Here is a 26,332-nt window from a genome sequence, read left to right as displayed (position 1 = left end):
GCAGGTTAGCCCGCCGCTCAGGCCTCGGGCAATCCGCGTTGGCGCAGCGCGTCGCGCAGGCGCCGGTGCAGGGCGTTCAGCCCAGGCAGCGCCAGGTGGCGGCGCAGGCCCTCGGCGCAGGCATGGCCGAGCAGGTAGGCGATTTCGGTGCGCCGCCCGTTGGCCACGTCCTGGTACATGGAGGAATAGTTGGCCGCGGTGGCGGCGATCACCCGTTCCACTTCGCCCTGCAGCTCCCGCGCTGCCGTGTCGTAGCCGCAGGCGTGGAGCAGTTGGCCGAGTTCGTCGCACAGGCCGGCGACTTCCTCGGCATGGCCGGCCAGTTCGCCGTTGCGGCAGTGGTGCAGCACGGTCAGCGGGTTGATCGCGCAGTTCAGCGCCAGCTTGCGCCACAGCCGTTCGAGGATGTCGCCGCTCCACTGCACGGGGATGTCGGCGCGGGCCAGGTCGTCCAGCCAGGCCGGCGCCGGGCCGCCGCGCTCGTCGCCGAGCCAGGTCTGCCCGCGGCCGGCGAAGACCACGCGGAAGTCGCCGTCGCGGAACGCCCCTTCGGTGCTGGAGGCGTACAGGCAGCGCGCCCGCGGCAGGTGCGCGGCCACCGCCTGCTGGCTGCCCAGGCCGTTCTGCAGGAGGATGATCTCGGCGCCGGGCGCCAGGTGCGCGGCCACGCTGGCGGCGGCTTCCTCGGCGTCGTAGGCCTTGCTGGCCAGGAGCAGGCGCTGGATGGGCGCGTTCAGGTGCCCGGCGGTCTCCGCGGGGATCGGGTAGAGGCTCTCGCGGCCATCCTCGCAGAGGGTGAGGCCGCCGCGGGCGCGGTACGCCGCCAGGCGCTGGCGGTCACGCAGCAGCAGCTGCACGGGCAGGCCGGCGCGGGCCAGGCGGGCGGCCCAGAGGCTGCCGAGGCTGCCGGCGCCGAGAATGGTCCAGTTCATGGTGGGCTTCGCGTGTCGATGGGCGTACAGCGAAGTCTAGCGCACCCCGGGCAGCCGGCTGGCGTTGATTCGCCCGCTGGCATAGGCGTCGGGCAGCAGCTGGCGGGCCTGTTCCATCACCTCTTCGGCCTGCAGCGGCAGGGACTTGGCGTCCAGCCCCACCAGGCCGATGCCGGCCTTCAGGCTGACGAAGCCGCGGCTGGTCTTGAAGGCCTTGAGGTTGAGCCCTTCGTGCAGGCGGCGGAAGCTGCTCGGCGAGCATTCCTGGAGGTCGTCGATCAGGGTGATGAGGCCGAAGTGCTGTTCGTCGATGCGTGTCAGCACGTCCAGCGGCCGCACCAGTTGCTGCAGGCGCCGGCCGATGCCGTGCAGCAGCTCCTGGTGGAAGCCGGGGAAATGCTGGCCGTCCTGCTCCAGCAGGACGGGAATGCCGATCAGCAGGTAGCACACCGCGCCGCCGCGGGATTCCACCTGGCGAATGCTGTCGGCGAGCTTCTGCCGCAGGTAGCGCAGGTTGCCCAGGCCGGTGGCGGCGTCCACCAGGTTGCGCTCTTCCAGGCGGTTGATGTTCTCGGTGAGCAGGCGGTTCTCCACCAGCAGGCGCTGCAGGGTGTTGCACAGGCGGTCGGCGGCCAGCACCCGCGGCACCAGTTGCTCGCTCATCGCCGTCTTGCTGACGAAGTCGTCCACGCCGCGGTCGAAGGCCTCGGCCAGGGCGTTGTCGCCCTCCTTGCCGGTGAGCAGCATGATGTAGGTGTAGTGGTCGCCGCTTTCGTCCAGCTGGCGTACCCGCGCGGTGAGCTCCAGGCCGTCCATCTCCGGCATCAGCCAGTCGGCCAGGAGCACGCTCACCGGTTCCCGTTCCAGCAGTTGCAGGGCCTCGCTGGCGCTGCTGGCGAAGCGCACGTTCTGGTAGCCGGCCTGGCTCAGTGCCCGGCCGATCATGGCGCTGGAGAATTTCGCGTCGTCGACCACCAGGATGCTCAGATGGTTGGTTGGCATGGGGCAGGGAACTCGGAGGAGGCGGGGATTCGCCGGTTCTGGGCCGGGCGCGTGCTTGTGGCTCAGTTATAATGAGCGCGCATTTTTACCGTCAAGCCAGGCGCGTGCCCGAGTGTGAACCGGATCGCGCCGTCCATCTGGAGAGATGACATGCCTTCGTTCGACGTGGTGTCCGAACTGGACAAGCACGAACTGACCAACGCCCTGGACAACGCCGGCAAGGAGCTCGAGCGCCGCTTCGACCTCAAGGGCAAGTGCAGCTTCGAGCCCAAGGACAAGTCGGTTACCCTGACCGCCGAGGCCGATTTCATGCTGGAGCAGATGCTCGACATCCTGCGCAGCAACCTGATCAAGCGCAAGATCGACATCCAGTGCATGGAGCTCAAGGACGCCTACCCCTCGGGCAAGGTGGTCAAGCAGGAAGTGAACTTCCGCGAGGGCATCGACAAGGACCTGGCGAAGAAGATCGTCGGCCTGATCAAGGACCGCAAGATGAAGGTCCAGGCCGCCATCCAGGGCGAGCAGGTGCGCGTCACCGGCAAGAAGCGCGACGACCTGCAGGACGTGATCGCCATGCTGCGCGGCGAGTCCCTGGGCATGCCGGTGCAGTTCAACAACTTCCGCGATTGAGCGGAACCTCGTTGTCCGGGCGGCGTCGCAAATAGAGCGCCGCTCGGCGAATACCGATCGCCATGGTTCGCCATGGCGTTCGTATTTCTAATAATCGAAAACCAAGGGGGCCCCATTCCATGGACATGAATTACGACCAGCTAGTACGGAGCGCAGAGGCCTGGATGCCGGTGGTGCTGACTTACCTGGGCAACGCCGTGCTGGCGCTGATCACCCTGCTGATCGGCTGGTGGCTGATCAACCTGCTGACCCGCCGGGTGGGCGGGCTGATGGCCAGCCAGCGGGTGGACAAGACTCTCCAGGGCTTCATCGGCAGCCTGGTGAACGTGGCGCTGAAGATCCTCCTGGTGGTCAGCGTGGCCTCGATGATCGGCATCCAGACCACCAGCTTCGTCGCCGCCATCGGCGCCGCCGGCCTGGCCATCGGCCTGGCCCTGCAGGGCAGCCTGTCGAACTTCGCCGGCGGCGTGCTGATCCTGCTGTTCCGTCCGTTCAAGGTCGGCGATGCCATCGAGGCGCAGGGCGTCTCCGGCACCGTGGACAGCATCCAGATCTTCCATACCGTGCTGCGCACCGGCGACAACCGCACGGTCATCATGCCCAACGGCGCGCTGTCCAACGGCATCATCACCAACGTCTCGAGCCAGGCCACGCGCCAGGTGATCTTCGACATCAAGCTGGCCTTCGACGCCGACCTGGACGCGGCCCGCGGCATCCTCCTGGAACTGGCCCAGGACCCGCGCGTGCTCAAGAGCCCGGCGCCGGTGGTGGTGGTCTCGGCCCTGGGCGAGAACTCGGTGACCCTGTCGCTGCGCCTGTGGACCGCCAACGCCGACTTCGGCGCGGTGACCTTCATGCTCAACGAGCAGGTGCGCCTGTGCCTGCGCGACCGCGGCATCGACCTGGCCCTGCCGAGCCGGGTGGTGCGGGTGGTCAGGGGCTCCGAGGAAGAAGCCTTGGCCGAGTGAGGGCGAGTCCATGGAAAAGGCCGGCATATCGCCGGCCTTTTGCGTTTCTGCGCCGGCCTTGCCGGCGCAATCGCGGGCAGGGCCCGCTCCTACAGGTCGAGGGGGAATTCTGGCGTAGGATGGGTGGAGCGAAGCAATACCCATCGCCACGACCGCATGGGTTTCGCAGGCTCAACCCATCCTACGAAGGCGCCTCGGTGCAGATTCCCCTGTAGGAGCGCGCCCTGCGCGCGAATCGCGGGCAGGGCCCGCCCAAGGCAGCTCAGCCGCTGCGCTCGGCACTGTGCCGCGTGGCTGCCGGTTCTTCCGGTTCGCTCGGCACGCCGTCGGGCATGCCCTTGTCGCGGCGCATCCATAGCCAGCCGATCAGCAGCAGGGTGGGGATGCCGAGCACGGCGGTGACGAAGAAGAAGTGCTCGTAGCCCATGTGCTCGACCATCTTGCCCGAGTAGCCGCCGATGAAGCGCGGCAGCAGCAGCATGGTGGAGCTGAGCATGGCGTACTGGGTGGCGGAGAACTTCAGGTTGGTCAGGCTCGACAGGTAGGCGACGAAGGCCGAGGCCGCCAGGCCGCCGCTGAAGTTGTCGAGCATGATGGTCAGCACGAACATGCTGACGTGGGGCTCGAATTCGCGCAGCAGGGTGAAGACGTCTTCGCTGATCACGCTCGGGTCGGTGATCGGCCCCATGTGCGCGAGCATGGCGAACAGCAGGTTGGTGCCGGCCGAGGCGGCGCCGGCGATGAACAGGATCGGCAGGATGCTGAAGCGGGCGATGAGCAGGCCGCCGGCCGCCGCGCCGACCAGGGTCATGATCACCCCGAACAGCTTGCTGACGGTGGCGATCACTTCCTTGGAGAAGCCCATGTCGATGTAGAACACCCCGGCCATCACCCCCATCACCGTGTCGGAGAGCCGGTAGGTGGAGATCAGCCCGAGCAGCAGCAGCGCCTGCCAGCGGTAGCGGCGGATGAACTCGGTGATCGGTGTGAGCACCGGCGCCATCAGCAGGCGGCCGGGGGCCGAGAGGCAGCTCAGGGCGATCAGCAGGTAGAGGCTCGCCAGCCACCACTTGCCGGCGCCCGCGGAGTTGGTCATGGCGGTGCCGGTCACCAGCAGGATGATCAGCACTATCACCGACACCGCCTGGTGGACGAAGTCGAACTGCGGCACGCCCTTGCCGTGGGCGGCGACCAGCAGCGGCCGGCGCACCCGCGAGAGCAGCTCGCGCACCGGGCGGATCTGCTTGCGTCCGCGCGGGCTCAGGCAGAGGACGATGAACAGGGCGTAGAGCGCCGCCCGCGGCCAGGCCTGGTTGGTCAGCGCGGTGAGCATGGCCGGCACCGAGATCAGCAGCACCAGCAACTGCAGCACCGAGAGCAGCTGGTGGTTGAAGGCGTAGGCGGAGTTGCCCACCGCCTGCGGCTGGACGTTCACCTCGGGCTCGCGGATCAGCAGGCTGGTGACCAGGCCGGGGAGGATCAGCAGGGCGAACAGCGCGTAGGTCAGGCCCCAGGCCGCCTGGCTGTAGTGCAGGCTGCTGGAGCCCAGCCATTCGGCGAGGAACAGCGCGCCGGCGCTGGCCAACAGCACGGCGCCGCGGTAGCCGGTCATGTAGCAGGCGGCCAGGGCGGCCTGGCGGGTGTTCTCGGCGATCTCCAGGCGGTAGGCGTCGATGGCGATGTCCTGGGTGGCCGAGGCGAAGGCCACCACCAGGGCCAGGCCGATCAGCCACGGCAGGTGGCTCTGCGGGTTGCACAGGGCCATGCCGAGCAGGCCGATGGCGATCAGCGCCTGGGAGAACACCAGCCACGAGCGGCGCCGGCCGAGCCGGCCGACGACGGGCAGGCGCCACTGGTCGAGCATCGGCGACCACACCCACTTGAACGCGTAGACCAGCCCCAGCCAACTGGCGAAGCCGATGGTTTCCCGCGCCACGCCGGCTTCGCGCAGCCACACCGAGAGGGTGGTGAAGACCAGCATCGTCGGCAGCCCGGCGGCGAAGCCGAGCAGCAACAGCGCGAGACTGGCGGGAGACTTGTAGGCAACCAGTGCCTCTCGCCAGGAGTGCTTCTTCATGAAAGGTTTCCAGCACGCAAAAAATTATCGCGAACTCTACTAGCAGAGCCCGGCGTGAAGCCAGCCATGCCGACGTATGTCCACCCGATCGTTGTGGATTCGGACTCCCTCGGCGCGCAATCGTGCCCGTTGTTCGTCGCCGCCCGGGCTGCCCAGCGGCAGGCTGATGCGCCCGCCGGCGGCGATCACCCGGTGCCAGGGCAGGCGCGAGCCCTCCGGCAACTGGCTGAGCACGCGGCCCACCAGGCGCGCGGCGCGGCCCAGGCCGGCCATGCGGGCCAGCTCGCCGTAGCTCACCACGTAACCTTCGGGCACCTGGGACAGCGCCAGGTAGATGGCTTCGCGGCGCACCTGCAGGCTTTCCAGGCTGAGGTCGGCGACATTTTCAGGGGCGGGGGCGGGCGGTTTTCTCGAAGGCATGGGGCGGCTTTCCGATGGCTGCGGGCCAGGTCGACAGCATATCGCCAGGCACCGTCGGGGCAATGATGCAGGAGGTACCCTTCATCCATCCAGTTGAACTCCCTGCATGGGCCCCGGTCAGTCGTTGCTCTGGTGTCGGGTATGCGGATAATGCCCGGCTTTTTTTCCAGCCATCCGAATTGAATGCCGCTCATGCTGTCGAGAACCCTGCTGTGCCTTGCCGTCGCCGCCGCTCCCCTGACTTCCCTGGCCGATACCGTCTGGTTGAAGAACGGTGACCGGCTGACCGGCAAGATCAAGCTCTACGACGGGGGCCGCCTGGTGCTGGCCACCGACTATGCCGGCGAGGTCACCCTGACCGGCGACAAGATCGCCACCCTGCAGACCGAGCAGAACCTGCTGGTCAAGCACGACGAGGATGCCACCGGCGAGCACTCCAAGGGCCTGAAGGCCGCCGAGCCGGGCAAGGTCACCCTGGTCAACGGCGCCGAGGAGACGATACCGCTGGCCAGCATCGAGCAGATAGTGCCGCCGCGCCCGTTGCTGCAGGACTGGGTATGGAAGGGCCAGGTGGACTTCTCCGTCGACCACACCATGGCCGAGAACGACGTCGAGGACTACGACGTCGACTTCAAGACCAACGCCCGCCACGGCATGTGGCGGCACAACCTGCAGGGCGAGTACAACCGCGAGAAGAAGGACGACTCGGTCAGCGTCAACAACTATTCCGCCGAATACGCCCTGGACCGCTTCCTGGACGAGCACTGGTTCTGGCAGGGCAAGGTGGAATACAAGCGCGACTGGGTCGAGGACCTGGAGAAGAAGCGCACCGTCGGTACCGGCCCCGGCTACCAGTTCTGGGACAACGAGCTGGGCGCCTTCTCCCTGGCCACCCTGGTCAACCGCAACGACTACGACTTCGTCGGCGGCGAGAAGGACCACTTCTATTCGGCGAGCGTGAAGTGGGACTACAACCGCTACCTGTTCGCCAAGCAGTTCGAGATCTTCACCAACGGCGAAGTGGGCAAGCCGCTGTCGTCGAAGGTGGACTACGAGGTGGAGAGCGAGGCGGGCGTCCGCTACAAGCTGACCTCCTGGGCGGCGCTGAGCCTGAAGGGCGAATGGGACCGCCTGAGCGCCGAGGACGGCGGGGTGAACCAGCGGCGCTATACGCTGGGGATCGGGGTGGGGTGGTAGGCAGGCTTTTCGTAGGAGCGAGCTTGCTCGCGAAGGGTATTCGCTGGCTACCTGGGGGCTCGGGTTGACTCCGCTCCCTCTCCCTAACCCTCTCCCTGAAGGGAGAGGGGACCGTTCGGAGTGTTTGGATATTCCTGAGTCAGCCGGACGTTATGGCATCCGGCTGAAACCATACCTTCAGCCGGCACGGACAAGCCCCCTCTCCCTTCAGGGAGAGGGCTGGGGAGAGGGCGCTCTTGAACCCAACACCGCAGCCACCGACAAACACCCTTCGCGAGCAAGCTCGCTCCTACAAAAAAGCACCCCAAACAAAAAAGCCCCGCATCAGCGGGGCTTTTTCGTCAGCACGACGGAATCACAGACGCAACCCGCCATCCAGTTCCAGCACGCGGCCGGTGTAGTAGTCGTTCTCGAGGATGTAGGCCACCGAGTGGGCGATCTCGTCCGGGCGGCCCAGGCGCTTGAGCGGGATGCCGCTGGTCATCTTCTCCAGGGCCTCGGGCTTCATGCTGGCGACCATGTCGGTCTCGATGAAGCCCGGCGCCACGCCGGCCACGCGGATGCCGTAGCGCGCCAGTTCCTTGGCCCAGACCACGGTGTCGGCGGCGACGCCGGCCTTGGCCGCGGAGTAGTTGGCCTGGCCCATGTTGCCGGCGCGGGAGATGGAGGAGATGTTGATGATCGCGCCCTTGTTGTCCAGCTCGATCATCTTCGCCGCCACTTCGCGGGTGCAGAGGAACACGCCGGTCAGGTTCACGTCGATCACCGCCTGCCACTGGGCCAGGCTCATCTTGCTCAACTGGCCGTCCTTGACCTTGATGGTCAGGCCGTCACGCAGGATGCCGGCGTTGTTCACCAGGCCGTTGATGGCGCCGAAGTCGCTGGCCACCTGGGCCACCATGTGGCTAACCTGTTCCTCGTTGGCCACGTTGCACAGGTAGGCGCGGGCGTCGCCGCCGGCGGCCTTGCAGGCGGCGACGGCCTCGTCCAGTTTCTCCTGGTTCAGGTCGACCAGCGCCAGTTTCGCTCCCTTGGCGGCGAGGAACTCGCCCATGGCGCGGCCCAGGCCCTGGCCGCCGCCGGTGATGATGATGACCTTGTCTTGCAATTGCATGGTTGGAATCCCCACGGCAATGTCTGGTGATTGGCCTCGCCGGCAACGGTGAACGAATTTTCTGTGCCCGTCCGTTTGCGACGGATTCTTAGCGAGGAGTCATAAGGTGAGCGTGAAAGCTGCCAAGAATGCCCGAGAATTGCTGCTCAAGGAATACCGGGCAGTGCTTTCCACCCAGTCGAAGAAGTGGCCGGGCTACCCCTTCGGCTCGGTGGTCCCATACTGCCTGGACGGCGCCGGCCGGCCGCTGATCCTGATCAGCCGGATCGCCCAGCACACCCACAACCTGCAGGCCGACGCCAAGTGCTCGCTGCTGGTGGGCGAGCGCGGCGCCGACGACATCCAGGCCGCCGGCCGCCTGACCCTGCTGGCCGAAGCCCGGCAACTGGAGGACGTCGAGGAGATCGAGGCCGCGGCGGAGCGCTACTACCGTTTCTTCCCCGGCTCGCGCGACTACCATACGGCCCACGACTTCGACTTCTGGGTGCTGCAGCCGGTGCAGTGGCGCTTCATCGGCGGCTTCGGCGACATCCATTGGCTGGGCGCCGACAGCGTGCCGCTGGCCAACCCCTTCGCCGGCGAGGTGGAGCGGGGCATGGTCGGGCACATGAACCAGGACCACGCCAACGCCATCGTGCACTACCTGGAACTGGCCGGCCTGCCGGTGGGCGAGGGCCCGGAGCTGGTGGGAATCGATACGGAAGGTTTCCACCTGCGCGTCGGCTCCATCCTCCACTGGCTGCCGTTCCCGGCGCCCTGCGCCAACGCCGGCGAGGTTCGCCAGGCGCTGGTGCAACTGGCGCGGGCGCAGGCCTGGCCGGGTACCGAGGTGATCCAGGCTTGAAATAGGCGGGTGTCGGCGCCAACTACTGAATATCCGGGCCGACGCCCCGCCAAGGACCCCTGAAATGCGAGTTACCCTGTTCTTCCTGCTGCTCTTCCCGCTGATCGAACTGGCCGTGCTGATCAAGGTCGGCAGCGTCATCGGCGTGGGCTGGACCCTGCTGCTGCTGGTCGCCAGCGCCTTCCTCGGCGCGGCGCTGCTGCGCGTGGCCGGCCTGGCCACCCTGTGGCGCGCCCGCGAGCGCCTGGCCCGCGGCGAGATGCCCGAGCAGGAAATGCTCGAGGGCCTGTTGATCGCCGTCGGCGGCGCCCTGCTGATGCTGCCGGGCTTCATCAGCGACGTCCTCGGCCTGCTCTGCCTGCTGCCGTTCACCCGCAGCCTGCTGCTGGGCGGCCTGCGCCGGCGCATGCGCGAGCAGGAGGAGCGGCGCCGCGCCTTCGCCGGCGACCCGTCGGCGCAATCCCGCGGCCCGCAAGGGCCGAACGTGATCGAGGGCGAGTTCGAACGCCGCGACAACGATCGCCTGCGCTGAAAATTTTTTCTTCACGGCCTTGAAATGCCCCACGACGACCTCATGTAGCAGGCACCGCAAGGTCCCTGTCATTCGGACAGGCTGTCTTACGCGGCTCGCCCGTCGGGCCGCAAACCGGCGAAGCCGGCTTCAACAAAACCTGCCGGACACTGATCCGGCCGTTGTAAACCACTGTTTGGGAGAGTTACGACTATGAAGCTTCGTCCTCTGCATGATCGCGTCGTCATCCGTCGCAGCGAGGAAGAAACCAAGACCGCAGGCGGCATCGTGCTGCCGGGTTCCGCCGCCGAGAAGCCGAACCGTGGCGAAGTGGTCGCCGTCGGTGCCGGCCGCGTGCTGGACAACGGCGAAGTTCGCGCTCTGGCAGTGAAAGTGGGTGACAAGGTGGTATTCGGCCCCTACTCGGGCAGCAACGCCATCAAGGTCGACGGCGAAGAACTGCTGGTGATGGGCGAGTCCGAGATCCTCGCCGTCCTGGAAGACTGATCAGTCCGCCCCAACCCCACTGAATTCGATTTAGAGGAAACAGAACATGGCTGCTAAAGAAGTCAAATTCGGCGATTCCGCTCGCAAGAAAATGCTGGTCGGCGTGAACGTCCTGGCCGACGCCGTCAAGGCCACCCTCGGCCCGAAAGGCCGTAACGTCGTCCTGGACAAGTCCTTCGGCGCACCGACCATCACCAAGGATGGCGTGTCCGTTGCCAAGGAAATCGAACTGAAGGACAAGTTCGAGAACATGGGCGCCCAACTGGTGAAAGACGTTGCCTCCAAGGCCAACGACGCCGCCGGTGACGGCACCACCACCGCCACCGTCCTGGCCCAGGCCATCGTCAACGAAGGCCTGAAGGCCGTTGCCGCCGGCATGAACCCGATGGACCTGAAGCGCGGCATCGACAAGGCCACCATCGCCATCGTCGCCCAGCTGAAAGACCTGGCCAAGCCCTGCACCGACTCCAAGGCCATCGCCCAGGTCGGCACCATCTCCGCCAACTCCGACGAATCCATCGGCCAGATCATCGCCGAAGCCATGGACAAGGTCGGTAAAGAAGGCGTCATCACCGTAGAAGAAGGCTCGGGCCTGGAAAACGAACTGTCCGTCGTAGAAGGCATGCAGTTCGACCGCGGCTACCTGTCGCCCTACTTCATCAACAAGCCGGACACCATGGTGGCCGAGCTGGAAAACCCGCTGCTGCTGCTGGTCGACAAGAAGATCTCCAACATCCGCGAAATGCTGCCGGTGCTGGAAGCCGTCGCCAAGGCCGGCCGTCCGCTGCTGATCGTCGCCGAGGACGTCGAGGGCGAAGCCCTGGCCACCCTGGTGGTCAACAACATGCGCGGCATCGTCAAGGTCGCCGCCGTCAAGGCCCCGGGCTTCGGCGATCGCCGCAAGGCCATGCTGCAGGACATCGCCGTCCTGACCGGCGGTACCGTCATCTCCGAAGAAGTCGGTCTGAGCCTGGAAGGCGCCACCCTGGAGCACCTGGGTAACGCCAAGCGTGTTTCCATCAACAAGGAAAACACCACCATCATCGACGGTGCCGGCGCCCAGGCCGACATCGAGGCCCGCGTCGCCCAGATCCGCAAGCAGGTCGAAGAGACCTCCTCGGACTACGACCGCGAGAAGCTGCAAGAGCGCCTGGCCAAGCTGGCCGGCGGTGTTGCCGTGATCAAGGTCGGCGCTGCCACCGAAGTCGAGATGAAAGAGAAGAAAGCCCGCGTCGAAGACGCCCTGCACGCTACCCGCGCTGCAGTGGAAGAGGGCGTGGTCCCCGGCGGTGGCGTGGCCCTGGTGCGCGCACTGCAGGCCATCGAAGGCCTGAAGGGCGACAACGAAGACCAGAACGTCGGCATCGCCCTGCTGCGCCGCGCCGTCGAATCCCCGCTGCGCCAGATCGTCGCCAACGCCGGTGACGAGCCGAGCGTGGTGGTCGACAAGGTCAAGCAAGGCTCCGGCAACTTCGGCTTCAACGCCGCTACCGGTGTCTACGGCGACATGATCGAGATGGGCATCCTGGACCCGGCCAAGGTCACCCGTTCGGCCCTGCAGGCTGCTGCCTCCATCGGCGGCCTGATGATCACCACCGAGGCCATGGTTGCCGAAGTGGTGGACGACAAGGCCGCTCCGGCCATGCCGGACATGGGCGGCATGGGTGGCATGGGCGGCATGATGTAAGAGCCTGTTTACGATCTCGCGAGCTAGAGCAGAACAAGGCGCAACGACCAACGGGAGTAACAGCCGAAGGCTGGCCCGAAGGGCGAGCGCAGCGAGTCAAAACAGGCGAGGGAAGCACCGGGCTCGCGTTCGAGTTTAGTCCGCTAAATGAGCATCACTCGTCTGTTTTTAACGCAGTTATGCCGACGCGCAGCAGATCGTAGATAGGTTCTTAGTCACCCGGCCCCAGGCTGAGAAAAAGCCCCGCTTCGGCGGGGCTTTTTCGTTTCCGGCCCTTTGTGCCAAGATGTGCCGCGCAGGAGATGGCATTCCTCCTTCAACCGCCCCCCGTGGCTGATGATGCCTACGCATTCACCTGGACCAGGCGCGTAGGCGTTCGCCTGCGGCCTGTCCGAAAGCCCCTCAAGGACAGGATCATGTGGAAACCCGTTCTCGCCATCGCCCTCGGCGCCGCCATCGGCGCGTTGCTGCGCTGGTACCTCGGCCTCAAGCTGAACAGCCTGATGCCCAACGTCCCTCCCGGCACCCTGGCCGCCAACCTGATCGGCGGCTACATCATCGGCGTCGCCGTCGCCTACTTCGCCAGCGCCCAGGGCATCGCCCCGGAGTGGCGGCTGCTGATCATCACCGGCTTCTGCGGCGGCCTGACCACCTTCTCGACCTTCTCCGCCGAGGTCGTCACCCTGCTGCAGGAAGGCCGCCTGGCCTGGGCCATGGGCGCGGTCGCCGTGCATGTCTGCGGCTCCCTGGCGATGACCCTGCTCGGCCTGTTCACCGGCAACTGGCTGATAGGCAGATGAACCGCCGCGGGGGCGCTGCGAGTTCGCCCCCGCGACTCTTCGCGACACCTCTCCCGCGATCCCCTTCACGCCCCGGCTGGCGCGGCCTGGCGCTTTGTGAAAAAAACGTCAAAGACGCTTAAGTTCCAATTAAGCGAGCTAGTCTAGGGTGCCCTGCAAAGCGGAGAGGAACATGCGGATTCTGTTGGTGGAAGACAACCGGGACATCCTGGCCAATATGGCGGATTACCTGGGGCTCAAGGGTTACACGGTGGATTGCGCGCAGGACGGCCTGTCCGGCCTGCACCTGGCGGCCACCGCGCACTACGACCTGATCGTCCTGGACGTGATGCTGCCCGGCCTGGACGGTTTCACCCTGTGCCGGCGCCTGCGCGAAGACGCGCGGCGCGACACCCCGGTGATCATGCTGACCGCCCGCGACCAACTGGATGACCGCCTGCAAGGCTTCCGCTCCGGCGCCGACGACTACCTGCTCAAGCCCTTCGCCCTGTCGGAGCTGGCCGCGCGCATCGAGGCGGTGCTGCGCCGGACCCAGGGCGGCGGCCGCCGCGAGCTGCAGGTGGCGGACCTGAGCTACAACCTCGACACCCTGGAAGTGAACCGCGCCGGCAAGGCGCTCAAGCTCAACCCCATCGGCCTCAAGCTGCTGGCCGTGCTGATGCAGAAGAGCCCCCACGTGGTGCGCCGCGACGTGCTCGAGGAGGCCGTCTGGGGCGACGACTGCCCGGACAGCGACAGCCTGCGCAGCCACGTCCATCAACTGCGCCAGGTGATCGACAAGCCTTTCGCCCTGCCGTTGCTGCACACCGTCCACGGTGTCGGCTACCGCCTGGCGGAGGAAACGAATGGAGTATAGGCAGAGCCTTTCCCGCCGGATCGTCTTTGCCTTCGTGTTCATGACCGCGCTGGTCGGCGGCCTGTTTTCGCTGAGCATCGTCGGCGTGGTGCACGTGGTCGAGGAACGCCTGATCTCCCGTGACCTGGGCGGCGAACTGGACCGCATCATCAACGAGGACCTGCACAGCGGCAGGGGCCCGCGGCTGGACCCGGGCATGCGCTTCTTCGTCAGCGATGGCGTCGGCATCTATGCCATGCCGCCGGCGCTGCGGCGCCTGGAGTCGGGCTTCCACGAAGTGTTCGACGGCGAGCTGTCGTTCCACGCGCTGGTGCGCGACACCGACGGCCGCCGCTACGTGCTGCTGCAGGACCAGAGCGATTTCGAGGCGCGCGAGCAGGTGCTGTACGCCGCCGTGGTGACCGGCTACGTGCTCAGCCTGGCGCTGGCCGGCCTGCTCGGCTGGCTGCTCTCGCGCAAGGTGATGGAGCCGGTGGTGCGCCTGGCGCGCCAGGTGCGCCACCGCGACCAGTTGCTGGACCTGGCGCCGCCGCTGGCGCCGGACTACGCCCACGACGAGGTCGGCGAACTGGCCGAGGCCTTCGACTATGCGATCGGCCAACTGCACCAGGTGCTGACCCGCGAGAAGCTGTTCACCAGCGACGTCAGCCACGAGCTGCGCACGCCGCTGATGGTGATCGCCACCAGCAGCGAGCTGCTTGCCGAGGAGCCGGGCCTGAGCCCGAAGGCGCGCACCCAGCTGGCGCGGATCACTACCGCCAGCGAGGAAATGCGCGACCTGGTACAGACCTTCCTGATGCTGGCGCGCTCGCGCACCAAGGAACTGGACATCGCCCCGCGGGCCGGCCTGCAGCGCATCGCCGACGACCTGGCCGGGCAATGGCGCGGGCCCATCGAGGCCAAGGGGCTGCAGCTGATCTACGAGGTGCGGGGAGTGCCGCCGGAGGAATACAACGCGGCTTTCCTGCGCTCGGTGATGAGCAACCTGTTGCGCAACGCCATGCACTACACGGACGCCGGACATATCCGCTTGCAATTGACCGACAGCGGTTTCGTCGTCGAGGACAGCGGTCAGGGCATCCCCGAGGAACAGCGCGAACGCATGTTCCAGCCCTTCGTCCGCGGCCCGCAACAGCGCGGCGAGGGCCTTGGCCTGGGCCTTTCGCTGGTGAAGCGGATCTGCGCGGCGGAAGGCTGGGAAGTCGGCCTCACGCCGGCGCAGCCGCACGGATGCCGTTTCGAGGTTCGCCTGGTGGGCGAGCCTTGACGAATTTTTCACATGCGCATGACCGCATGGATACAGAATCACCCTTAGTTTCGTATAAAAAATGAGCAGGAACCCCATCATGAGCGACAAGCCCGTCGAGCTCGAGTTTTCCCAGAAATACGACCGTCAGCATGCCGAGCGCTACCTGCGCAAGCATCGCAGTGGGCTGTCCCGGAAACTTTCCCATTGGCGCGATGTCCAGATCGCCCGCCAGGCGCTCAAGCTGGCCGGCCAGCCGAACCTGGTGCTGGACCTGCCGTGCGGCGCCGGTCGCTTCTGGCCGATGCTGGCCGAGAAGGACAACCGGGTGATCATCGGCGCGGACAATTCCGCCGACATGATCGCCGTGGCCTGCGCCGGCCAGCCGGAGGAGGTTGTCAAACGCGTGCGACCTTTGCAGACTTCGGCGTTCGCCATCGATTTGCCGGACAACGCCGTCGACAGCATTTTCAGCATGCGCCTGATGCACCACATCGGTGAGCCGAGCGACCGCATGACCATGCTGCGCGAGTTCCACCGCGTGACCCGCGACAGCGTGATCCTCTCGCTGTGGGTCGACGGCAACTTCAAGGCCTGGAAACGTCGTCGCGCCGAGGAAGGGCGCAAGAAGCACGCGTACCAGAACCGCTTCGTGATTCCTGCCCGCAGCATCGAGGAGGAGTTCCGCCAGGCCGGTTTCTCGGTGCAGGACCATATCGATTTCGTCCCGCTGGTGCACATGTGGCGGGTCTACATTCTGCGTAAGGAGTAATGATGGGCGCTGATTTGGCAGCTCTGCAGCGAATTTCCGGTGAAGATGCCATCGATCGCTGGTTGCAGATTCCCGGCAAATGGGTAGAGGAGCCGAATCGGCGGCGGGGCGGCGAAAGCGGGGTCCAGCGCGTGCTGACCGACGATGGCCGCCTGCTCTATCGCAAGCAGCAGGTCGGGCATATCTACCGCGACCTGCTGCACCCCTTCGGCTACCCGACCGCCATCCGCGAGCGCGATGCGCTGCAGGCCGCCGCGAGTCTGGGCGTCAAGGTGCCGACCCTGGTCTACGCCGGCTGCCGCAAGGTGGACGGCGAATGGCAGGCGCTGCTGGTCACCGAGTCGCTGGACGGCTATTCGAGCCTGGAAGACTGCTACGCCCGCGGCGACCACGAGCGCTGGGGCGAGGCCGTGCACCAGCGCATCCTGCAGCAGTACGGCAAGACCCTCGCCAGGCTCAACCTGGGCCGCTGGCAGCATGGCTGCCTGTACCTCAAGCATGTCTTCGTCAAGGTCGAGGGCGAGCAGATCGACGTCGCCCTGATCGACATGGAAAAAGCCCGCCAGCGCTTCAGCGCCCGCCGCGCGGCCCGCCACGACCTGCGCCAGGTGAAACGCCGTTCGTCGTGGACGGAAGCGCAGTGGCAAGCCTTTGTCTATGGTTACGAAGCGGCGTTTGGCAGCGCCATCAAAGGGTTGCAGACATGAAACTAGAAATCACACGAAGTTTGCTCCTCGTTGGCGCCTTGGGCGTGGCAACGCTGGCGGCGGCTGCCTGGCATGAGCCGGGTCCCGAGGTGATCGGCTCCCATGGCGAGCAGGCCAGCTGCCGTGTGCCGGCGAATGTGCAGGCCAAACAGGCGGCGCGGCCGGACCACGATCTGCTGTTGTTCCTCTTTGGCATGTCGCAGGGTGGTGTCAGCGCGCCACGTTGAGCCCGCGACGGCGGGGAATTCCGGGCGTTAAGAAAAGAATGCCGTTTCTCTCCATGGGGGAAACGGCATTTTTCATATGGGATGAGGCTATCGCTTGTGAACCTTGGTCCCCTTGCACCCAGCCTGACCCCCGTCATTCCCGCGAACGCGCACTGCTGTCCGGCACGCCTCATGCTATTAACAGCTGCCCCTGACGCAGGTTGATTTCGCGCATTCGCTCCTGTCGTCGTCGGTAACGTTCGGCCTCTAGACCAGGGCGCTGAAACAGCGTCGCCTGTACCTCCACCATCAGCATCCACAGGCTCTGCTGCGTTCCCGTTCTGCGTTGGTAAAGACTCAGCAGCAAATAGCTGATCAGCGCACAGAGAATCTGGATGCGCACGGCATTCTCGCTACGGCCCAGGAAACGCCTGACCTTCAGGTGTTGCTTGATCCATTTGAAAAACAGCTCGATCCGCCAGCGATCCCGGTAGCGCTCGGCGATTTCTGCCGCCGGGCTGCTCAGGTCGTTGGTCGCCAGGCTCAGAGGCGGCTCATCGCCTGGGCGGTTCACCAGGATCCGCCGCAGGGGCTGGGTGTAGTGATTACGCCGCCGGCCACCTGGGTTGCGGTTGGAGAAGCTCACCTCTTCGTCTCGCAGGATCGTTTCCCGGTCTTGCTGGGGGATCTCGCGCTGAGCCAGGACCTTGAGCTGCACATTGGACTTGAATCGTGTGACGAAGCGGGCCTTCTGGGCATCCAGGCTCGCCCACCAGTTGAAGTCGTAATAACCCTTGTCAAACACGTAGGTGGCCTGCGGTTCGATGTTCAGCCTCCTGCCTTCATCAACGTCGTTGACGTTGGCTGCGCTGAAGCTGCAGTGCACGGGCGCAGCCGCCTGCTCGGCATACAGCACATGGACTTTCAGCCCCTGGGAGCGGGTTCGATTGGACAGCGTCCATTCGTCGAAGCCAGGGCCCTTGAGGGGGATCGTGGTGGAATCCAGCAGGTACAGCAGTTCTTTCCCATCACGGCGTAACTGCCGGCAGACGCCCGCCATCAGGTAGTGCGCTGCCTGGGCGAAGACCTCGGTATTACGGCGTTCGTTGGCGTCGGCCAGGGTGGAACGTCGGATCGGGCCCGTACCCAGGTGATAGTGCTGATGGGGGTGGCTGTTGAAGCTGGTTTCAAGCGCACGCAGGCTGCTCACGCCGGCCAGTTGGGCATACACCATGGCAACCAGGTGATCCCAGCTGCCAAAGCGCTTGCTGTGCTTGTCGGCGCCATGCTCGGCGACCAGTCGATCGAAGACGCCGCGAGGCAGCGCTTTTAGAACATCGTGAAAACGGCTTATCCTGAACATCTTGCGGGGGCTGTGAGGTTGAGTTGGCGCTCAACGGTTTAACCCGTGCCTTCAGCCCCCGCAAGCCCTCCAGACTTTCCCCGATAAATATTCCGGACAGTAGTGCGCGAACGCGGGAACCCAGAGACTTGGGGGCTTGGTGTACCGCGCCGCTCCGAGTGCTCGGATGTCTCTTGTTTCGCCCCCTCGGGCGAGTCCCTTTTGTCAAACGGTGGAAGGCCACCCCCGCAAAAAGGAACCAAAAAGGCTTGCCCCGACATACGGGCCCGATGGAGCCGGGCTACCCTCGCGAACTCCCCCGCCACGGAGGCCCGCCCCGAGGGTACGTCCCTGTAGCCCGCGGGGCTCTCGCGACATCCATGTCGCATGACCTCCTGAGCGCGGGTTTCGCTCGGCCTTCTGAAGGGGCGTTCCGGTGCGCTCGGATATTTCTCTGGAAATCCCAAGAGCAAACGCGCTTTTGCTTTTGCTCTTCGTAGGAGCGAGCTTGCTCGCGAACCCAAAGTCTCTGGGTTATTCCCCTTCGGGCCAGCGCAAGCGCTGTTCGCGATGGAGCCGCGTCCCGCGTTCGCGGGAATGACGAGGTGGAAGGATGGTGCCTGACTTCCAGGCCACTCCGGACAGCTCCCTCTCCCTTCAGGGAGAGGGCTGGGGAGAGGGCGCTCTTGAACCCCGCACCGAACCCCCCAGCAGACTCCACCCCAAACGAACCCCATCCCCCTCATCAGGGTTTTTCTGCGCCTGCCGAACACATCCCGTTAGACTGCAAGCTGACGACAAGCGAGAGGCGAGCATGGCTGAGTCCGCATTCACCCCCTTCGGCGTGCAGAACCTGCTGGATACCGACTTCTACAAACTGAGCATGATGCAGGCGGTGCTGCACAACTACCCCAACGTCGAGGTGGAGTGGGAGTTCCGTTGCCGCAACCGCGAAGACCTGCGCCCATACCTGGCGCGCATCCGCGAGCGCATCGAGGCGCTGGCCGGGTTGAGCTTCAGCAGCGAGCAACTGGCCTTCCTCGAACGCATTCCCTTCTTCAAGCCGGACTTCATCCGCTTCCTCGGCCTGTTCCGCTTCAACATGCGCTACGTGCAGACCGGCATCGAGAACGATGAGTTCTTCCTGCGCCTGAAAGGCCCCTGGCTGCACGTGATCCTCTTCGAGGTGCCGGTGCTGGCGAGCATCAGCGAGGCGCGCAACCTGCAGCGTTATCCACAGGTGACCCTGGAGCTGGTGCGCGAGCGCCTGAGCGACAAGCTCGACTGGCTGCGCCGCGAGGCCAGCGCCGAGGAACTGGCCGGCTTCAAGATGGCCGACTTCGGCACCCGCCGGCGTTTCTCCTATGCCGTGCAGGAATGCGTGGTGCGCGAGCTGAAGGCGAGCTTCCCCGGGCGTTTCGTCGGCACCAGCAACGTGCACCTGGCGCGCAAGCTCGACCTCAAGCCGCTGGGCACCATGGCCCACGAATGGCTGATGGCCCACCAGCAGCTCGGCCCGCGGCTGATCGACAGCCAGGCCGCCGCGCTGGACGCCTGGGTCCGCGAGTACCGCGGCCAGCTGGGCATCGCGCTGACCGACGTGATCACCATGGACGCCTTCCTGCGCGACTTCGACCTGTACTTCGCCAAGCTCTTCGACGGCCTGCGCCACGACTCCGGCGATCCGCTGGTCTGGGCGGAGAAGGCCATCACCCACTACGAGAGCCTCGGTATCGACCCGCGCAGCAAGACCCTGGTGTTCTCCGACGGCCTCGACCTGCCGCGGGCGCTGCACATCTACCGCTCGCTGCGCGGGCGCATCGACGTCAGCTTCGGCATCGGCACCCACTTCACCTGCGACATCCCCGGCGTCGAGCCGATGAACATCGTGCTGAAGATGACCGCCTGCAACGGCCAGCCGGTGGCGAAAATCTCCGATACCCCGGGCAAGATGCAATGCAACGACGAGAATTTCGGCCGCTACCTCAAGCACGTCTTCCGCGTCGACGAGGCCCACGGCTGAAAAGCGCTTCGCCGCCGTTGCGCTCGGGCGCGCGAAGCGCCAGTCTTGCCGGGTGACCTTCCGTTCACCAGGGGAGCAAGGATGTCAGCGAGCAACCAACTCATCATCGGCGCCGGTCCCGATGGCCAGCCCGTCAGCCAGCCGTGGAAGCTGGCCAACCGCCACGGCCTGATCGCCGGCGCCACCGGCACCGGCAAGACGGTGACCCTGCAGCACCTGGCCGAGAGCTTCAGCGACGCCGGCGTCGCGGTATTCGCCGCCGACATCAAGGGCGACCTCTGCGGCCTGGGCGCGGCGGGCAACCCCCAGGGCAAGGTGGCCGAGCGCATCGCCTCGATGCCCTGGCTGAACTACGAGGCCAAGGCCTACCCGGTGAGCCTGTGGGACGTCGCCGGCCACACCGGCCACCCGCTGCGCACCACCCTCAGCGAGATGGGCCCGCTGCTGCTGGGCAACCTGCTGGAGCTGACCGACAGCCAGCAGGCCGCGCTCTTCGCCGCCTTCAAGGTGGCCGACCAGCAGGGCCTGCTGCTGCTCGACATGAAGGACCTGAAGGCGCTGCTCAATTACCTCAAGGACCACCCGGAAGTGCTCGGCGATGACCGCGCGCTGTTCACCGGTGCCTCGTCCCAGGCGCTGCTGCGGCGCCTGGCGACCCTCGAGCAGCAGGGCGCCGAGGCCTTCTTCGGCGAACCGGCGCTGCAGCTGGAAGACATCCTGCGCCCGGACTCCGACGGTCGCGGGCGCATCCACCTGCTCGACGCCAGCAAGCTGGTGCACGAGGCGCCCAAGGTCTACGCCACCTTCCTGCTCTGGCTGCTGTCGGAACTGTTCGAACAGCTGCCCGAGCGCGGCGACGCCGACAAGCCGGTGCTGGCGCTGTTCTTCGACGAGGCGCACCTGCTGTTCAACGGCACGCCCAAGGCCCTGCACGACCGCCTGGAGCAGGTGGTGCGGCTGATCCGCTCCAAGGGCGTTGGCGTGTACTTCGTCACCCAGTCGCCCAGCGACCTGCCGGACGACGTCCTGGCCCAGCTCGGCCTGCGCATCCAGCACGGACTGCGCGCCTTCACCGCGAAGGAGCAGAAATCCCTGCGCGCGGTGGCCGACGGCTTCCGCCCGAACCCGGCGTTCGACACCCTGAAGGTGCTCACCGAACTGGGCATCGGCGAAGCGCTGGTGGGCACCCTGGAAGAGAAGGGCACCCCGGCCATGGTCCAGCGCGTGGCCATCGCCCCGCCGCAGTCGCGCATCGGCCCGCTGACCGACGCCGAGCGCGCGCAGATCATCCGCACCTCGCCGCTGGCCGGCCGCTACGACAAGCCTATCGATCGCGAATCGGCCTACGAACGCCTGACCGGCCGCACCGACGACAAGATGGCGCCCAGCGAAACCAAGGCCGACGCCGGCAGCAGCCTGGGCAGCATGGCCGGGGAAATCCTCGGCAACCTGGCCAGCCAGACCATGAAGACGGTGGTGCGCCAGGCCGCCAACCAGATCGGCCGCGAGCTGGTGCGTGGGTTGATGGGCTCCCTGCTGGGCGGCAAGCGGCGGTAGGTGGGCATATCGCTTACAGCCGGCGCCGCGATTCTCTTCGTAGGAGCGAGCTTGCTCGCGAACCGCATGGCACCGCGTTTGTTCGTGAGCAAGCTCGCTCCTACGAAAATCGCTGCCAACCGGTGATGTAGGAACAACTGTCTTGCGCCGAGGTGCTCTTCGTAGGATGGGTTGAGCTTGCGAAACCCATGCGGTTGCGGTGATGGGTATCGCTTCGCTCAACGCCATCCTACGAAAAGCCGTGCTTCCTGGAACCGTAGGAGCGGCCTCCGTCCGCGATGAGCTGGGCATGGGAACGGATCGCGAACGGAGCGTAGGGCGTATAACGCTCCGCGTTATACGCCGCTTGACCTTGGTTCCAGGCCCTTGCACGGTCGAGCCCGGTCCTCTGTTTCCGCGCACTCCGGGCTTGGCCATGAAGGTGGCCTGTGGATGAGGTGTATCGGCGTATAACCGCGAACGGTTATACGCCCTACGCATGTGCAGACACCGTGCATGAAAAAGGCGCCCGAAGGCGCCTTGTTCATGGAGGGCGGATCAGATACGGAAGCTGTCCACCAGGTGCCGCAGTCGTCCGGCCTGGTTCTCCAGGTCGGCGCAGGCGCGCAGGGTGGCCTTGAGGTTCTCCACGCCCTCCTGGTTGAGGGTGTTAATCTCAGTGATGTCCATGTTCAGCGAGTCGACCACGGCGGTCTGTTCTTCGGTGGCGGTGGCCACCGACTGGTTCATCGCATCGATCTCGCTGATCCGTCCGGTCACGCTGGCCAGGCGCTGGCCGGCGCGGTTGGCGATCTCCACGCTTTCCAGGCTGTAGCGCTGGCTCTCGCCCATGGTGGTGACCGCCTCGCGGGCGCCGACCTGCAGTTCCTCGATCATGCCCTGGATCTGCTGCGCGGCCTCCTGGGCGCGGTGCGCCAGGTTGCGCACCTCGTCGGCGACCACGGCGAAGCCGCGGCCCGCCTCGCCGGCGCGGGCGGCCTCGATGGCGGCGTTGAGCGCCAGCAGGTTGGTCTGCTCGGAGATGCCCTTGATCACTTCGAGAATCTGCCCGATGTTCACCGTGCGGCTGTTCAGCGACTCGATGTGGGTGCTGGCGTAGCTGATCTTCTCCGACAGTTGGTTCATCGCGCTGATGGTCTGCTCCACCACCTGGCGGCCGTCGCCGGCCTGGTGGCTGGCGTCGCTGGCGTGGTGCGAGGCATCGGCGGCGTTGCGGGCGATCTCCTGGGCGGCGGCGCCCAGCTCGTTGATCGCCGCGGCAACGCTGTTGGTGCGGTTGGCCTGTTCATCGGAGTTGGCCATGGACGAGTTGGATGCATTGACCACCAGTTGCGAGACGTCATGCAGCTGGCGGGCCGTGCCGGCCACTTCGCGGATGGACTCGTGGATACGCTCGACGAAGCGGTTGAAGGCTTCGGCCAGGGCGCCGAACTCGTCGCGGCTGTGCACCGCCAGGCGCTTGGTCAGGTCGCCTTCGCCCTGGGCGATGTCCTGCATGGCGCGGCCCATGGCGGTGAGGGGCTGCATCAGCACGCGGATCAGCATGCCCAGCAGCAGGAGGATCGCGACTATGGCGACCAGCGCTGCGATCACCGCTGAGGTGCGGAAGGTGCTGAGCATGGCATAGGCCTTGTCCTTGTCGATGGACAGGCCGATGTACCAGTTCACCGAAGGCAGGCCCTTGACCGGGGCGAAGGCGAGGATGCGGGTGGCGCCGTTGAGTTCGCTCTCGCTGAAGCCGTTGCCGATCCGCGGGGTGTTCTGCGGGTAGATTTCGCTGAGGTTCTTCATCACCTGCTGCTTGTCCGGGGCGACCAGCACCTTGCCGTCGCCGCTGACCAGGAAGGCGTAGCCCATGCCGCTGAAGTCCAGCGAGTTGATGATTTGCACGATGGCCTGCAGGTTGAGGTCGCCGCCGACCACGCCCACCGTCTTGCCGGCGGCCTGGGCCGGCGTGGCGATGGTGATGATCAGCTGGCCGGTGGCGGCATCGACGTAGGGTTCGGTCAGGGTGGTGCCGCCGGCGGCCAGGGCGTCCTTGTACCAGGGGCGGGTGCGCGGGTCGTAGCCGTCGGGCATCTTGTCGTCCGGGCGCATGGTGAAGGTGCCGTCGGCCTGGCCGAGGTAGGTGAAGCTGAAGGTCGAGGTCAGCGCCTTCTGCTCCAGCAGGCCGCCGAGGCTGGCCGGCGCGCTGTCGCGGCCGATGCTCTGGGCGGTGTGTTCCACCAGCAGGATGCGCCCGCTGAGCCAGTTCTGGATGTTGCTGGCGGTGACTTCACCCATTTCCTGCAGGTAGGACTCCAGGTCCGCGCGGATGGCGCTGCGCTGCAGGTAGTCGTTGTACAGGGTGAAGAGCGCGAATGCGGCGAAAACCACCAGAGAAGCGGCCAGCAGTATTTTGTGGCTGAACTTCAGGTTCTTCATCATCTTGTTTTTGCATCCAGGGATGGGGCCAGTGATTGGGGGCCTCGGCGATGGTTCCGAGCCCCCGGACTACAGACCGCGCGCCGGGTGGGGCGGCGGTGGGGGCCGCCCGCGGGTGACGTGCGGCCGGTGGCACTCCTGTGCCGGGAAGCCCTTGCCCGGGGCTGAAGCGCCGGCTGATGCGGCTTTCAGACAAGAAGTCGGCATTTTCCGTAGGAAGCTTTAGCGAGGCGGACGAACGGTAGCGGTCGGAGGGTGAAAAGCAGAGAAGTGCGTAGGGCGTATAACGCTCCGCGTTATACGCCGCTTGACCTTGGTTCCAGGCCCTTGCACGGTCGAGCCCGGACCTCTGTTTCCGCGCATTCCGGGCTCGGCCAGGGAGGTGGCCTGTGGATGAGGTGTATCGGCGTATAACCGCGAACGGTTATACGCCCTACGGGTGCCCATGCCCCGCTCCTACCCTACGAAGAGCACAGGGCATGGCCGTCCGGACGCAAATGAAAAAGGCGCCCGCAGGCGCCTTGTTCATGGAGGGCGGATCAGATACGGAAGCTGTCCACCAGATGGCGCAGTCGTCCGGCCTGGGTTTCCAGGTCGGCGCAGGCGCGCAGGGTGGCCTGGAGGTTTTCCACGCCTTCCTGGTTGAGGGTGTTGATCTCGGTGATGTCCATGTTCAGCGAGTCGACCACCGCGGTCTGCTCCTCGGTGGCGGTGGCCACCGACTGGTTCATCGCGTCGATCTCGCTGATGCGCCCGGTCACGCTGGCCAGGCGCTGGCCGGCGCGGTTGGCGATCTCTACGCTCTCCAGGCTGTAGCGCTGGCTCTCGCCCATGGTGTTGACCGCCTCGCGGGCACCCACCTGCAATTCCTCGATCATGCCCTGGATCTGCTGCGCCGATTCCTGGGCGCGGTGCGCCAGGTTGCGCACCTCGTCGGCCACCACGGCGAAGCCGCGGCCCGCCTCGCCGGCGCGGGCGGCTTCGATGGCGGCGTTGAGCGCCAGCAGGTTGGTCTGCTCGGAGATGCCCTTGATCACCTCGAGAATCTGCCCGATGTTCACCGTACGGCTGTTCAGCGCCTCGATGTGGGTGCTGGCGTAGCTGATCTTCTCCGACAGCTGGTTCATCGCGGCGATGGTCTGCTCCACCACCTGGCGACCGTCGCCGGCCTGGTGGCTGGCGTCGCTGGCGTGGTGCGAGGCATCGGCGGCGTTGCGGGCGATTTCCTGGGCGGCGGCGCCCAGCTCGTTGATCGCCGCGGCCACGCTGTTGGTGCGGGTGGCCTGCTCGTCGGAGTTGGCCATGGACGAGTTGGAGGCGTTGACCACCAGCTGCGACACGTCATGCAGCTGGCGCGCGGTGCCGGCCACTTCGCGGATGGATTCGTGGATGCGCGCGACGAAGCGGTTGAAGGCCTCGGCCAGCAGGCCGAACTCGTCGCGGCTGTGCACCGCCAGGCGCTTGGTCAGGTCGCCCTCGCCCTGGGCGATGTCCTGCATGGCGCGGCCCATGGCGGTGAGCGGCTGCATCAGCACGCGGATCAGCATGCCGAGCAGGAAGATGATGGCGACGATGGCGACCAGGGTGGCGATCACCGCCGAGGTGCGGAAGTCGCTGAGCATGGCGTAGGCGGCGCTCTTGTCCAGCACCAGGGCGACGTACCAGGACACCCCCGGCAGGCCCTCGACGCGGGTCATGGAGACCAGCTGGGTACGGCCGTCGACCTGCACTTCCTGCACCCCGGGGCGAACCTGCGGCGCGCCGTGCGGGTAGACCTCGGTGAGGTTCTTGAACACCTTCGCGTCGTCCGGGTGCAGGAGGATCTTGCCGGCGTCGCTGACCAGGAAGGCATAGCCGTCGCCGTCGAACTTCAGCGAGTTGAGGATGGCGGTGATGGTCTGCAGCTTCATGTCGCCGGCGGCCACGCCGACCAACTGGCCGTTGCGCATGACCGGCATGGACATGGCGAGGATCTGCTCCTTGGTGCCGGCGTCGAGGAAGGGTTCGGTGACGATCAGCCGGCCGGCGGCCGCGGCGTCCTTGTACCAGCCGCGCTGGCGCGGGTCGTAGCCGTCGGGCATGGGCGAGTAGGGGCGCATGGTGAAGACGCCGCTGGCGGCCTCGCCCAGGTACACCGATTCGAAGTTCCGCTGCAGCACCTGCTGCTCCAGCACGTGCTGGATGCGCTCGGCAGTGGGCTCGCCGTCGGCCAGTTGCGCGGCTTCCATCTCCACCAGGTGGATGCGGCCTTCCAGCCAGCTCTGGATGTTGCTGGCGGTGAGGCTGCCGACCTCGCGCAGGTAGGACTCGGTGTCCTCCTGGATGGCGCGGCTCTGGCGGAAGTCGTTGAAGAAGATGAAGCAGGCGAAGGCGAAGATCACCACGAGGGAGGCCGCCAGAAGGATCTTCTTGGCGAAGGACAGCGAGCGAAGCATGGGTAGAGCATCCTGCGGGAACGACGGTGTGGGCAGGTTGTATCGGCCGTCTTCTGTAGGACTTTAGCTTTGCGA

General features: G+C 66.0%; 23 protein-coding genes and 1 riboswitch. Of the genes, 15 read left to right on the top strand and 8 right to left on the bottom strand.

Going from position 1 to position 26,332, the window contains the following annotated elements:
- Nucleotides 1-17: 17 nt before the first annotated feature.
- Nucleotides 18-932, bottom strand: a complete 915-nt coding sequence (locus tag M8R19_RS10125) for a putative 2-dehydropantoate 2-reductase (RefSeq protein WP_249917728.1) — start codon at nucleotides 930-932, stop codon at nucleotides 18-20.
- A gap of 36 nt (nucleotides 933-968) precedes the next feature.
- On the bottom strand, nucleotides 969-1,934 hold the full coding sequence (locus M8R19_RS10120) for a response regulator (protein ID WP_043272385.1): 966 nt from the start codon (nucleotides 1,932-1,934) through the stop codon (nucleotides 969-971).
- Nucleotides 1,935-2,084: 150 nt separating this feature from the next.
- On the opposite strand from M8R19_RS10120, the gene M8R19_RS10115 reads away from it, so the two are divergent.
- Nucleotides 2,085-2,564 (top strand): YajQ family cyclic di-GMP-binding protein, encoded by a 480-nt coding sequence (locus tag M8R19_RS10115; RefSeq protein WP_249917727.1) that lies wholly within the window; start codon nucleotides 2,085-2,087, stop codon nucleotides 2,562-2,564.
- A gap of 119 nt (nucleotides 2,565-2,683) precedes the next feature.
- Complete coding sequence (locus M8R19_RS10110) at nucleotides 2,684-3,532, top strand: mechanosensitive ion channel family protein (RefSeq protein WP_249917726.1); 849 nt, start codon at nucleotides 2,684-2,686, stop codon at nucleotides 3,530-3,532.
- Nucleotides 3,533-3,794: 262 nt separating this feature from the next.
- On the opposite strand, the gene ampG is transcribed toward M8R19_RS10110, so the two are convergent.
- Together ampG and M8R19_RS10100 are read right to left on the bottom strand one after the other, a co-directional pair.
- Nucleotides 3,795-5,609, bottom strand: a complete 1,815-nt coding sequence (ampG, locus tag M8R19_RS10105) for an MFS transporter AmpG (protein ID WP_249917725.1) — start codon at nucleotides 5,607-5,609, stop codon at nucleotides 3,795-3,797.
- Nucleotides 5,610-5,648: 39 nt separating this feature from the next.
- Nucleotides 5,649-6,029, bottom strand: coding sequence for an MGMT family protein (locus M8R19_RS10100; RefSeq protein WP_249917724.1), 381 nt, complete (start codon nucleotides 6,027-6,029; stop codon nucleotides 5,649-5,651).
- 192 nt (nucleotides 6,030-6,221) lie between these two features.
- Between M8R19_RS10100 and M8R19_RS10095 the strand changes: the two genes are divergently transcribed.
- Nucleotides 6,222-7,226 (top strand): DUF481 domain-containing protein, encoded by a 1,005-nt coding sequence (locus M8R19_RS10095; protein ID WP_064582111.1) that lies wholly within the window; start codon nucleotides 6,222-6,224, stop codon nucleotides 7,224-7,226.
- 355 nt (nucleotides 7,227-7,581) lie between these two features.
- Here the strand turns inward: M8R19_RS10095 and M8R19_RS10090 are convergent, their stop codons facing one another.
- On the bottom strand, nucleotides 7,582-8,340 hold the full coding sequence (locus tag M8R19_RS10090) for an SDR family oxidoreductase (RefSeq protein WP_249917723.1): 759 nt from the start codon (nucleotides 8,338-8,340) through the stop codon (nucleotides 7,582-7,584).
- A gap of 106 nt (nucleotides 8,341-8,446) precedes the next feature.
- Between M8R19_RS10090 and M8R19_RS10085 the strand changes: the two genes are divergently transcribed.
- From M8R19_RS10085 to M8R19_RS10040, 10 genes are all read left to right on the top strand, one after another.
- The gene (locus M8R19_RS10085; protein WP_249917722.1) at nucleotides 8,447-9,184 is read left to right on the top strand and encodes a HugZ family pyridoxamine 5'-phosphate oxidase; all 738 of its coding nucleotides are present in this window, start codon (nucleotides 8,447-8,449) and stop codon (nucleotides 9,182-9,184) included.
- A gap of 64 nt (nucleotides 9,185-9,248) precedes the next feature.
- A complete protein-coding gene (locus M8R19_RS10080; protein ID WP_249917721.1) occupies nucleotides 9,249-9,716 on the top strand; it encodes an FxsA family protein in 468 nt (155 codons plus the stop codon).
- 192 nt (nucleotides 9,717-9,908) lie between these two features.
- The gene (locus M8R19_RS10075) at nucleotides 9,909-10,202 is read left to right on the top strand and encodes a co-chaperone GroES (RefSeq protein ID WP_009617968.1); all 294 of its coding nucleotides are present in this window, start codon (nucleotides 9,909-9,911) and stop codon (nucleotides 10,200-10,202) included.
- A 46-nt stretch (nucleotides 10,203-10,248) separates the two neighbouring features.
- A complete protein-coding gene (gene groL / locus M8R19_RS10070; protein WP_074977810.1) occupies nucleotides 10,249-11,889 on the top strand; it encodes a chaperonin GroEL in 1,641 nt (546 codons plus the stop codon).
- 289 nt (nucleotides 11,890-12,178) lie between these two features.
- A riboswitch (Fluoride riboswitch) is annotated at nucleotides 12,179-12,242 on the top strand.
- A 63-nt stretch (nucleotides 12,243-12,305) separates the two neighbouring features.
- Nucleotides 12,306-12,689 carry a fluoride efflux transporter CrcB gene (crcB, locus tag M8R19_RS10065; RefSeq protein ID WP_074977812.1) on the top strand — a complete coding sequence of 128 codons (384 nt, stop codon included), beginning with the start codon at nucleotides 12,306-12,308 and terminating at the stop codon, nucleotides 12,687-12,689.
- A 172-nt stretch (nucleotides 12,690-12,861) separates the two neighbouring features.
- A complete protein-coding gene (locus tag M8R19_RS10060; RefSeq protein ID WP_009617976.1) occupies nucleotides 12,862-13,545 on the top strand; it encodes a response regulator transcription factor in 684 nt (227 codons plus the stop codon).
- Nucleotides 13,535-14,812, top strand: a complete 1,278-nt coding sequence (locus M8R19_RS10055) for a sensor histidine kinase (protein WP_074977814.1) — start codon at nucleotides 13,535-13,537, stop codon at nucleotides 14,810-14,812. The genes M8R19_RS10060 and M8R19_RS10055 overlap by 11 nt, the downstream gene beginning before the upstream one ends.
- A 79-nt stretch (nucleotides 14,813-14,891) precedes the next feature.
- Nucleotides 14,892-15,563, top strand: coding sequence for a class I SAM-dependent methyltransferase (locus M8R19_RS10050; RefSeq protein ID WP_009617980.1), 672 nt, complete (start codon nucleotides 14,892-14,894; stop codon nucleotides 15,561-15,563).
- A gap of 2 nt (nucleotides 15,564-15,565) precedes the next feature.
- Nucleotides 15,566-16,270, top strand: coding sequence for a lipopolysaccharide kinase InaA family protein (locus M8R19_RS10045; protein ID WP_074977817.1), 705 nt, complete (start codon nucleotides 15,566-15,568; stop codon nucleotides 16,268-16,270).
- Nucleotides 16,267-16,497, top strand: coding sequence for a hypothetical protein (locus tag M8R19_RS10040; RefSeq protein ID WP_009617982.1), 231 nt, complete (start codon nucleotides 16,267-16,269; stop codon nucleotides 16,495-16,497). The genes M8R19_RS10045 and M8R19_RS10040 overlap by 4 nt, the downstream gene beginning before the upstream one ends.
- Before the next feature lie 169 nt (nucleotides 16,498-16,666).
- On the opposite strand, the gene M8R19_RS10035 is transcribed toward M8R19_RS10040, so the two are convergent.
- Nucleotides 16,667-17,839: an IS4 family transposase gene (locus tag M8R19_RS10035; protein WP_249917720.1), complete on the bottom strand. Its 1,173-nt coding sequence runs from the start codon at nucleotides 17,837-17,839 to the stop codon at nucleotides 16,667-16,669.
- Between the two features lie 793 nt (nucleotides 17,840-18,632).
- Between M8R19_RS10035 and pncB the strand changes: the two genes are divergently transcribed.
- Nucleotides 18,633-19,841: a nicotinate phosphoribosyltransferase gene (gene pncB, locus M8R19_RS10030; RefSeq protein WP_249917719.1), complete on the top strand. Its 1,209-nt coding sequence runs from the start codon at nucleotides 18,633-18,635 to the stop codon at nucleotides 19,839-19,841.
- Between the two features lie 81 nt (nucleotides 19,842-19,922).
- Nucleotides 19,923-21,398: a helicase HerA-like domain-containing protein gene (locus M8R19_RS10025; RefSeq protein ID WP_249917718.1), complete on the top strand. Its 1,476-nt coding sequence runs from the start codon at nucleotides 19,923-19,925 to the stop codon at nucleotides 21,396-21,398.
- Nucleotides 21,399-21,935: 537 nt separating this feature from the next.
- Here M8R19_RS10025 and M8R19_RS10020 read toward each other — a convergent pair.
- Nucleotides 21,936-23,825 (bottom strand): methyl-accepting chemotaxis protein, encoded by a 1,890-nt coding sequence (locus M8R19_RS10020; protein WP_249917717.1) that lies wholly within the window; start codon nucleotides 23,823-23,825, stop codon nucleotides 21,936-21,938.
- Nucleotides 23,826-24,361: 536 nt separating this feature from the next.
- Nucleotides 24,362-26,257 (bottom strand): methyl-accepting chemotaxis protein, encoded by a 1,896-nt coding sequence (locus tag M8R19_RS10015; RefSeq protein WP_249917716.1) that lies wholly within the window; start codon nucleotides 26,255-26,257, stop codon nucleotides 24,362-24,364.
- Nucleotides 26,258-26,332 lie beyond the last annotated feature (75 nt).

Origin of the sequence: Pseudomonas sp. R3.Fl, assembly GCF_023516765.1 — a bacterium.
GTDB classification, from domain to species: Bacteria; Pseudomonadota; Gammaproteobacteria; order Pseudomonadales; family Pseudomonadaceae; genus Pseudomonas; species Pseudomonas citronellolis.
Note: the sequence above shows the minus strand (reverse complement) of the source record. Positions and strands in the feature narration are given on the sequence as shown.

Coding starts and splice junctions, on each gene's coding strand:
- M8R19_RS10125 (WP_249917728.1), bottom strand. CDS start 932: ATGAACTGGACCATTCTCGGCGCCGGCAGCCTCGGCAGCCTCTGGGCC.
- M8R19_RS10120 (WP_043272385.1), bottom strand. CDS start 1,934: ATGCCAACCAACCATCTGAGCATCCTGGTGGTCGACGACGCGAAATTC.
- M8R19_RS10115 (WP_249917727.1), top strand. CDS start 2,085: ATGCCTTCGTTCGACGTGGTGTCCGAACTGGACAAGCACGAACTGACC.
- M8R19_RS10110 (WP_249917726.1), top strand. CDS start 2,684: ATGGACATGAATTACGACCAGCTAGTACGGAGCGCAGAGGCCTGGATG.
- ampG (WP_249917725.1), bottom strand. CDS start 5,609: ATGAAGAAGCACTCCTGGCGAGAGGCACTGGTTGCCTACAAGTCTCCC.
- M8R19_RS10100 (WP_249917724.1), bottom strand. CDS start 6,029: ATGCCTTCGAGAAAACCGCCCGCCCCCGCCCCTGAAAATGTCGCCGAC.
- M8R19_RS10095 (WP_064582111.1), top strand. CDS start 6,222: ATGCTGTCGAGAACCCTGCTGTGCCTTGCCGTCGCCGCCGCTCCCCTG.
- M8R19_RS10090 (WP_249917723.1), bottom strand. CDS start 8,340: ATGCAATTGCAAGACAAGGTCATCATCATCACCGGCGGCGGCCAGGGC.
- M8R19_RS10080 (WP_249917721.1), top strand. CDS start 9,249: ATGCGAGTTACCCTGTTCTTCCTGCTGCTCTTCCCGCTGATCGAACTG.
- M8R19_RS10075 (WP_009617968.1), top strand. CDS start 9,909: ATGAAGCTTCGTCCTCTGCATGATCGCGTCGTCATCCGTCGCAGCGAG.
- groL (WP_074977810.1), top strand. CDS start 10,249: ATGGCTGCTAAAGAAGTCAAATTCGGCGATTCCGCTCGCAAGAAAATG.
- crcB (WP_074977812.1), top strand. CDS start 12,306: ATGTGGAAACCCGTTCTCGCCATCGCCCTCGGCGCCGCCATCGGCGCG.
- M8R19_RS10060 (WP_009617976.1), top strand. CDS start 12,862: ATGCGGATTCTGTTGGTGGAAGACAACCGGGACATCCTGGCCAATATG.
- M8R19_RS10055 (WP_074977814.1), top strand. CDS start 13,535: ATGGAGTATAGGCAGAGCCTTTCCCGCCGGATCGTCTTTGCCTTCGTG.
- M8R19_RS10050 (WP_009617980.1), top strand. CDS start 14,892: ATGAGCGACAAGCCCGTCGAGCTCGAGTTTTCCCAGAAATACGACCGT.
- M8R19_RS10045 (WP_074977817.1), top strand. CDS start 15,566: ATGGGCGCTGATTTGGCAGCTCTGCAGCGAATTTCCGGTGAAGATGCC.
- M8R19_RS10040 (WP_009617982.1), top strand. CDS start 16,267: ATGAAACTAGAAATCACACGAAGTTTGCTCCTCGTTGGCGCCTTGGGC.
- M8R19_RS10035 (WP_249917720.1), bottom strand. CDS start 17,839: ATGTTCAGGATAAGCCGTTTTCACGATGTTCTAAAAGCGCTGCCTCGC.
- pncB (WP_249917719.1), top strand. CDS start 18,633: ATGGCTGAGTCCGCATTCACCCCCTTCGGCGTGCAGAACCTGCTGGAT.
- M8R19_RS10025 (WP_249917718.1), top strand. CDS start 19,923: ATGTCAGCGAGCAACCAACTCATCATCGGCGCCGGTCCCGATGGCCAG.
- M8R19_RS10020 (WP_249917717.1), bottom strand. CDS start 23,825: ATGATGAAGAACCTGAAGTTCAGCCACAAAATACTGCTGGCCGCTTCT.
- M8R19_RS10015 (WP_249917716.1), bottom strand. CDS start 26,257: ATGCTTCGCTCGCTGTCCTTCGCCAAGAAGATCCTTCTGGCGGCCTCC.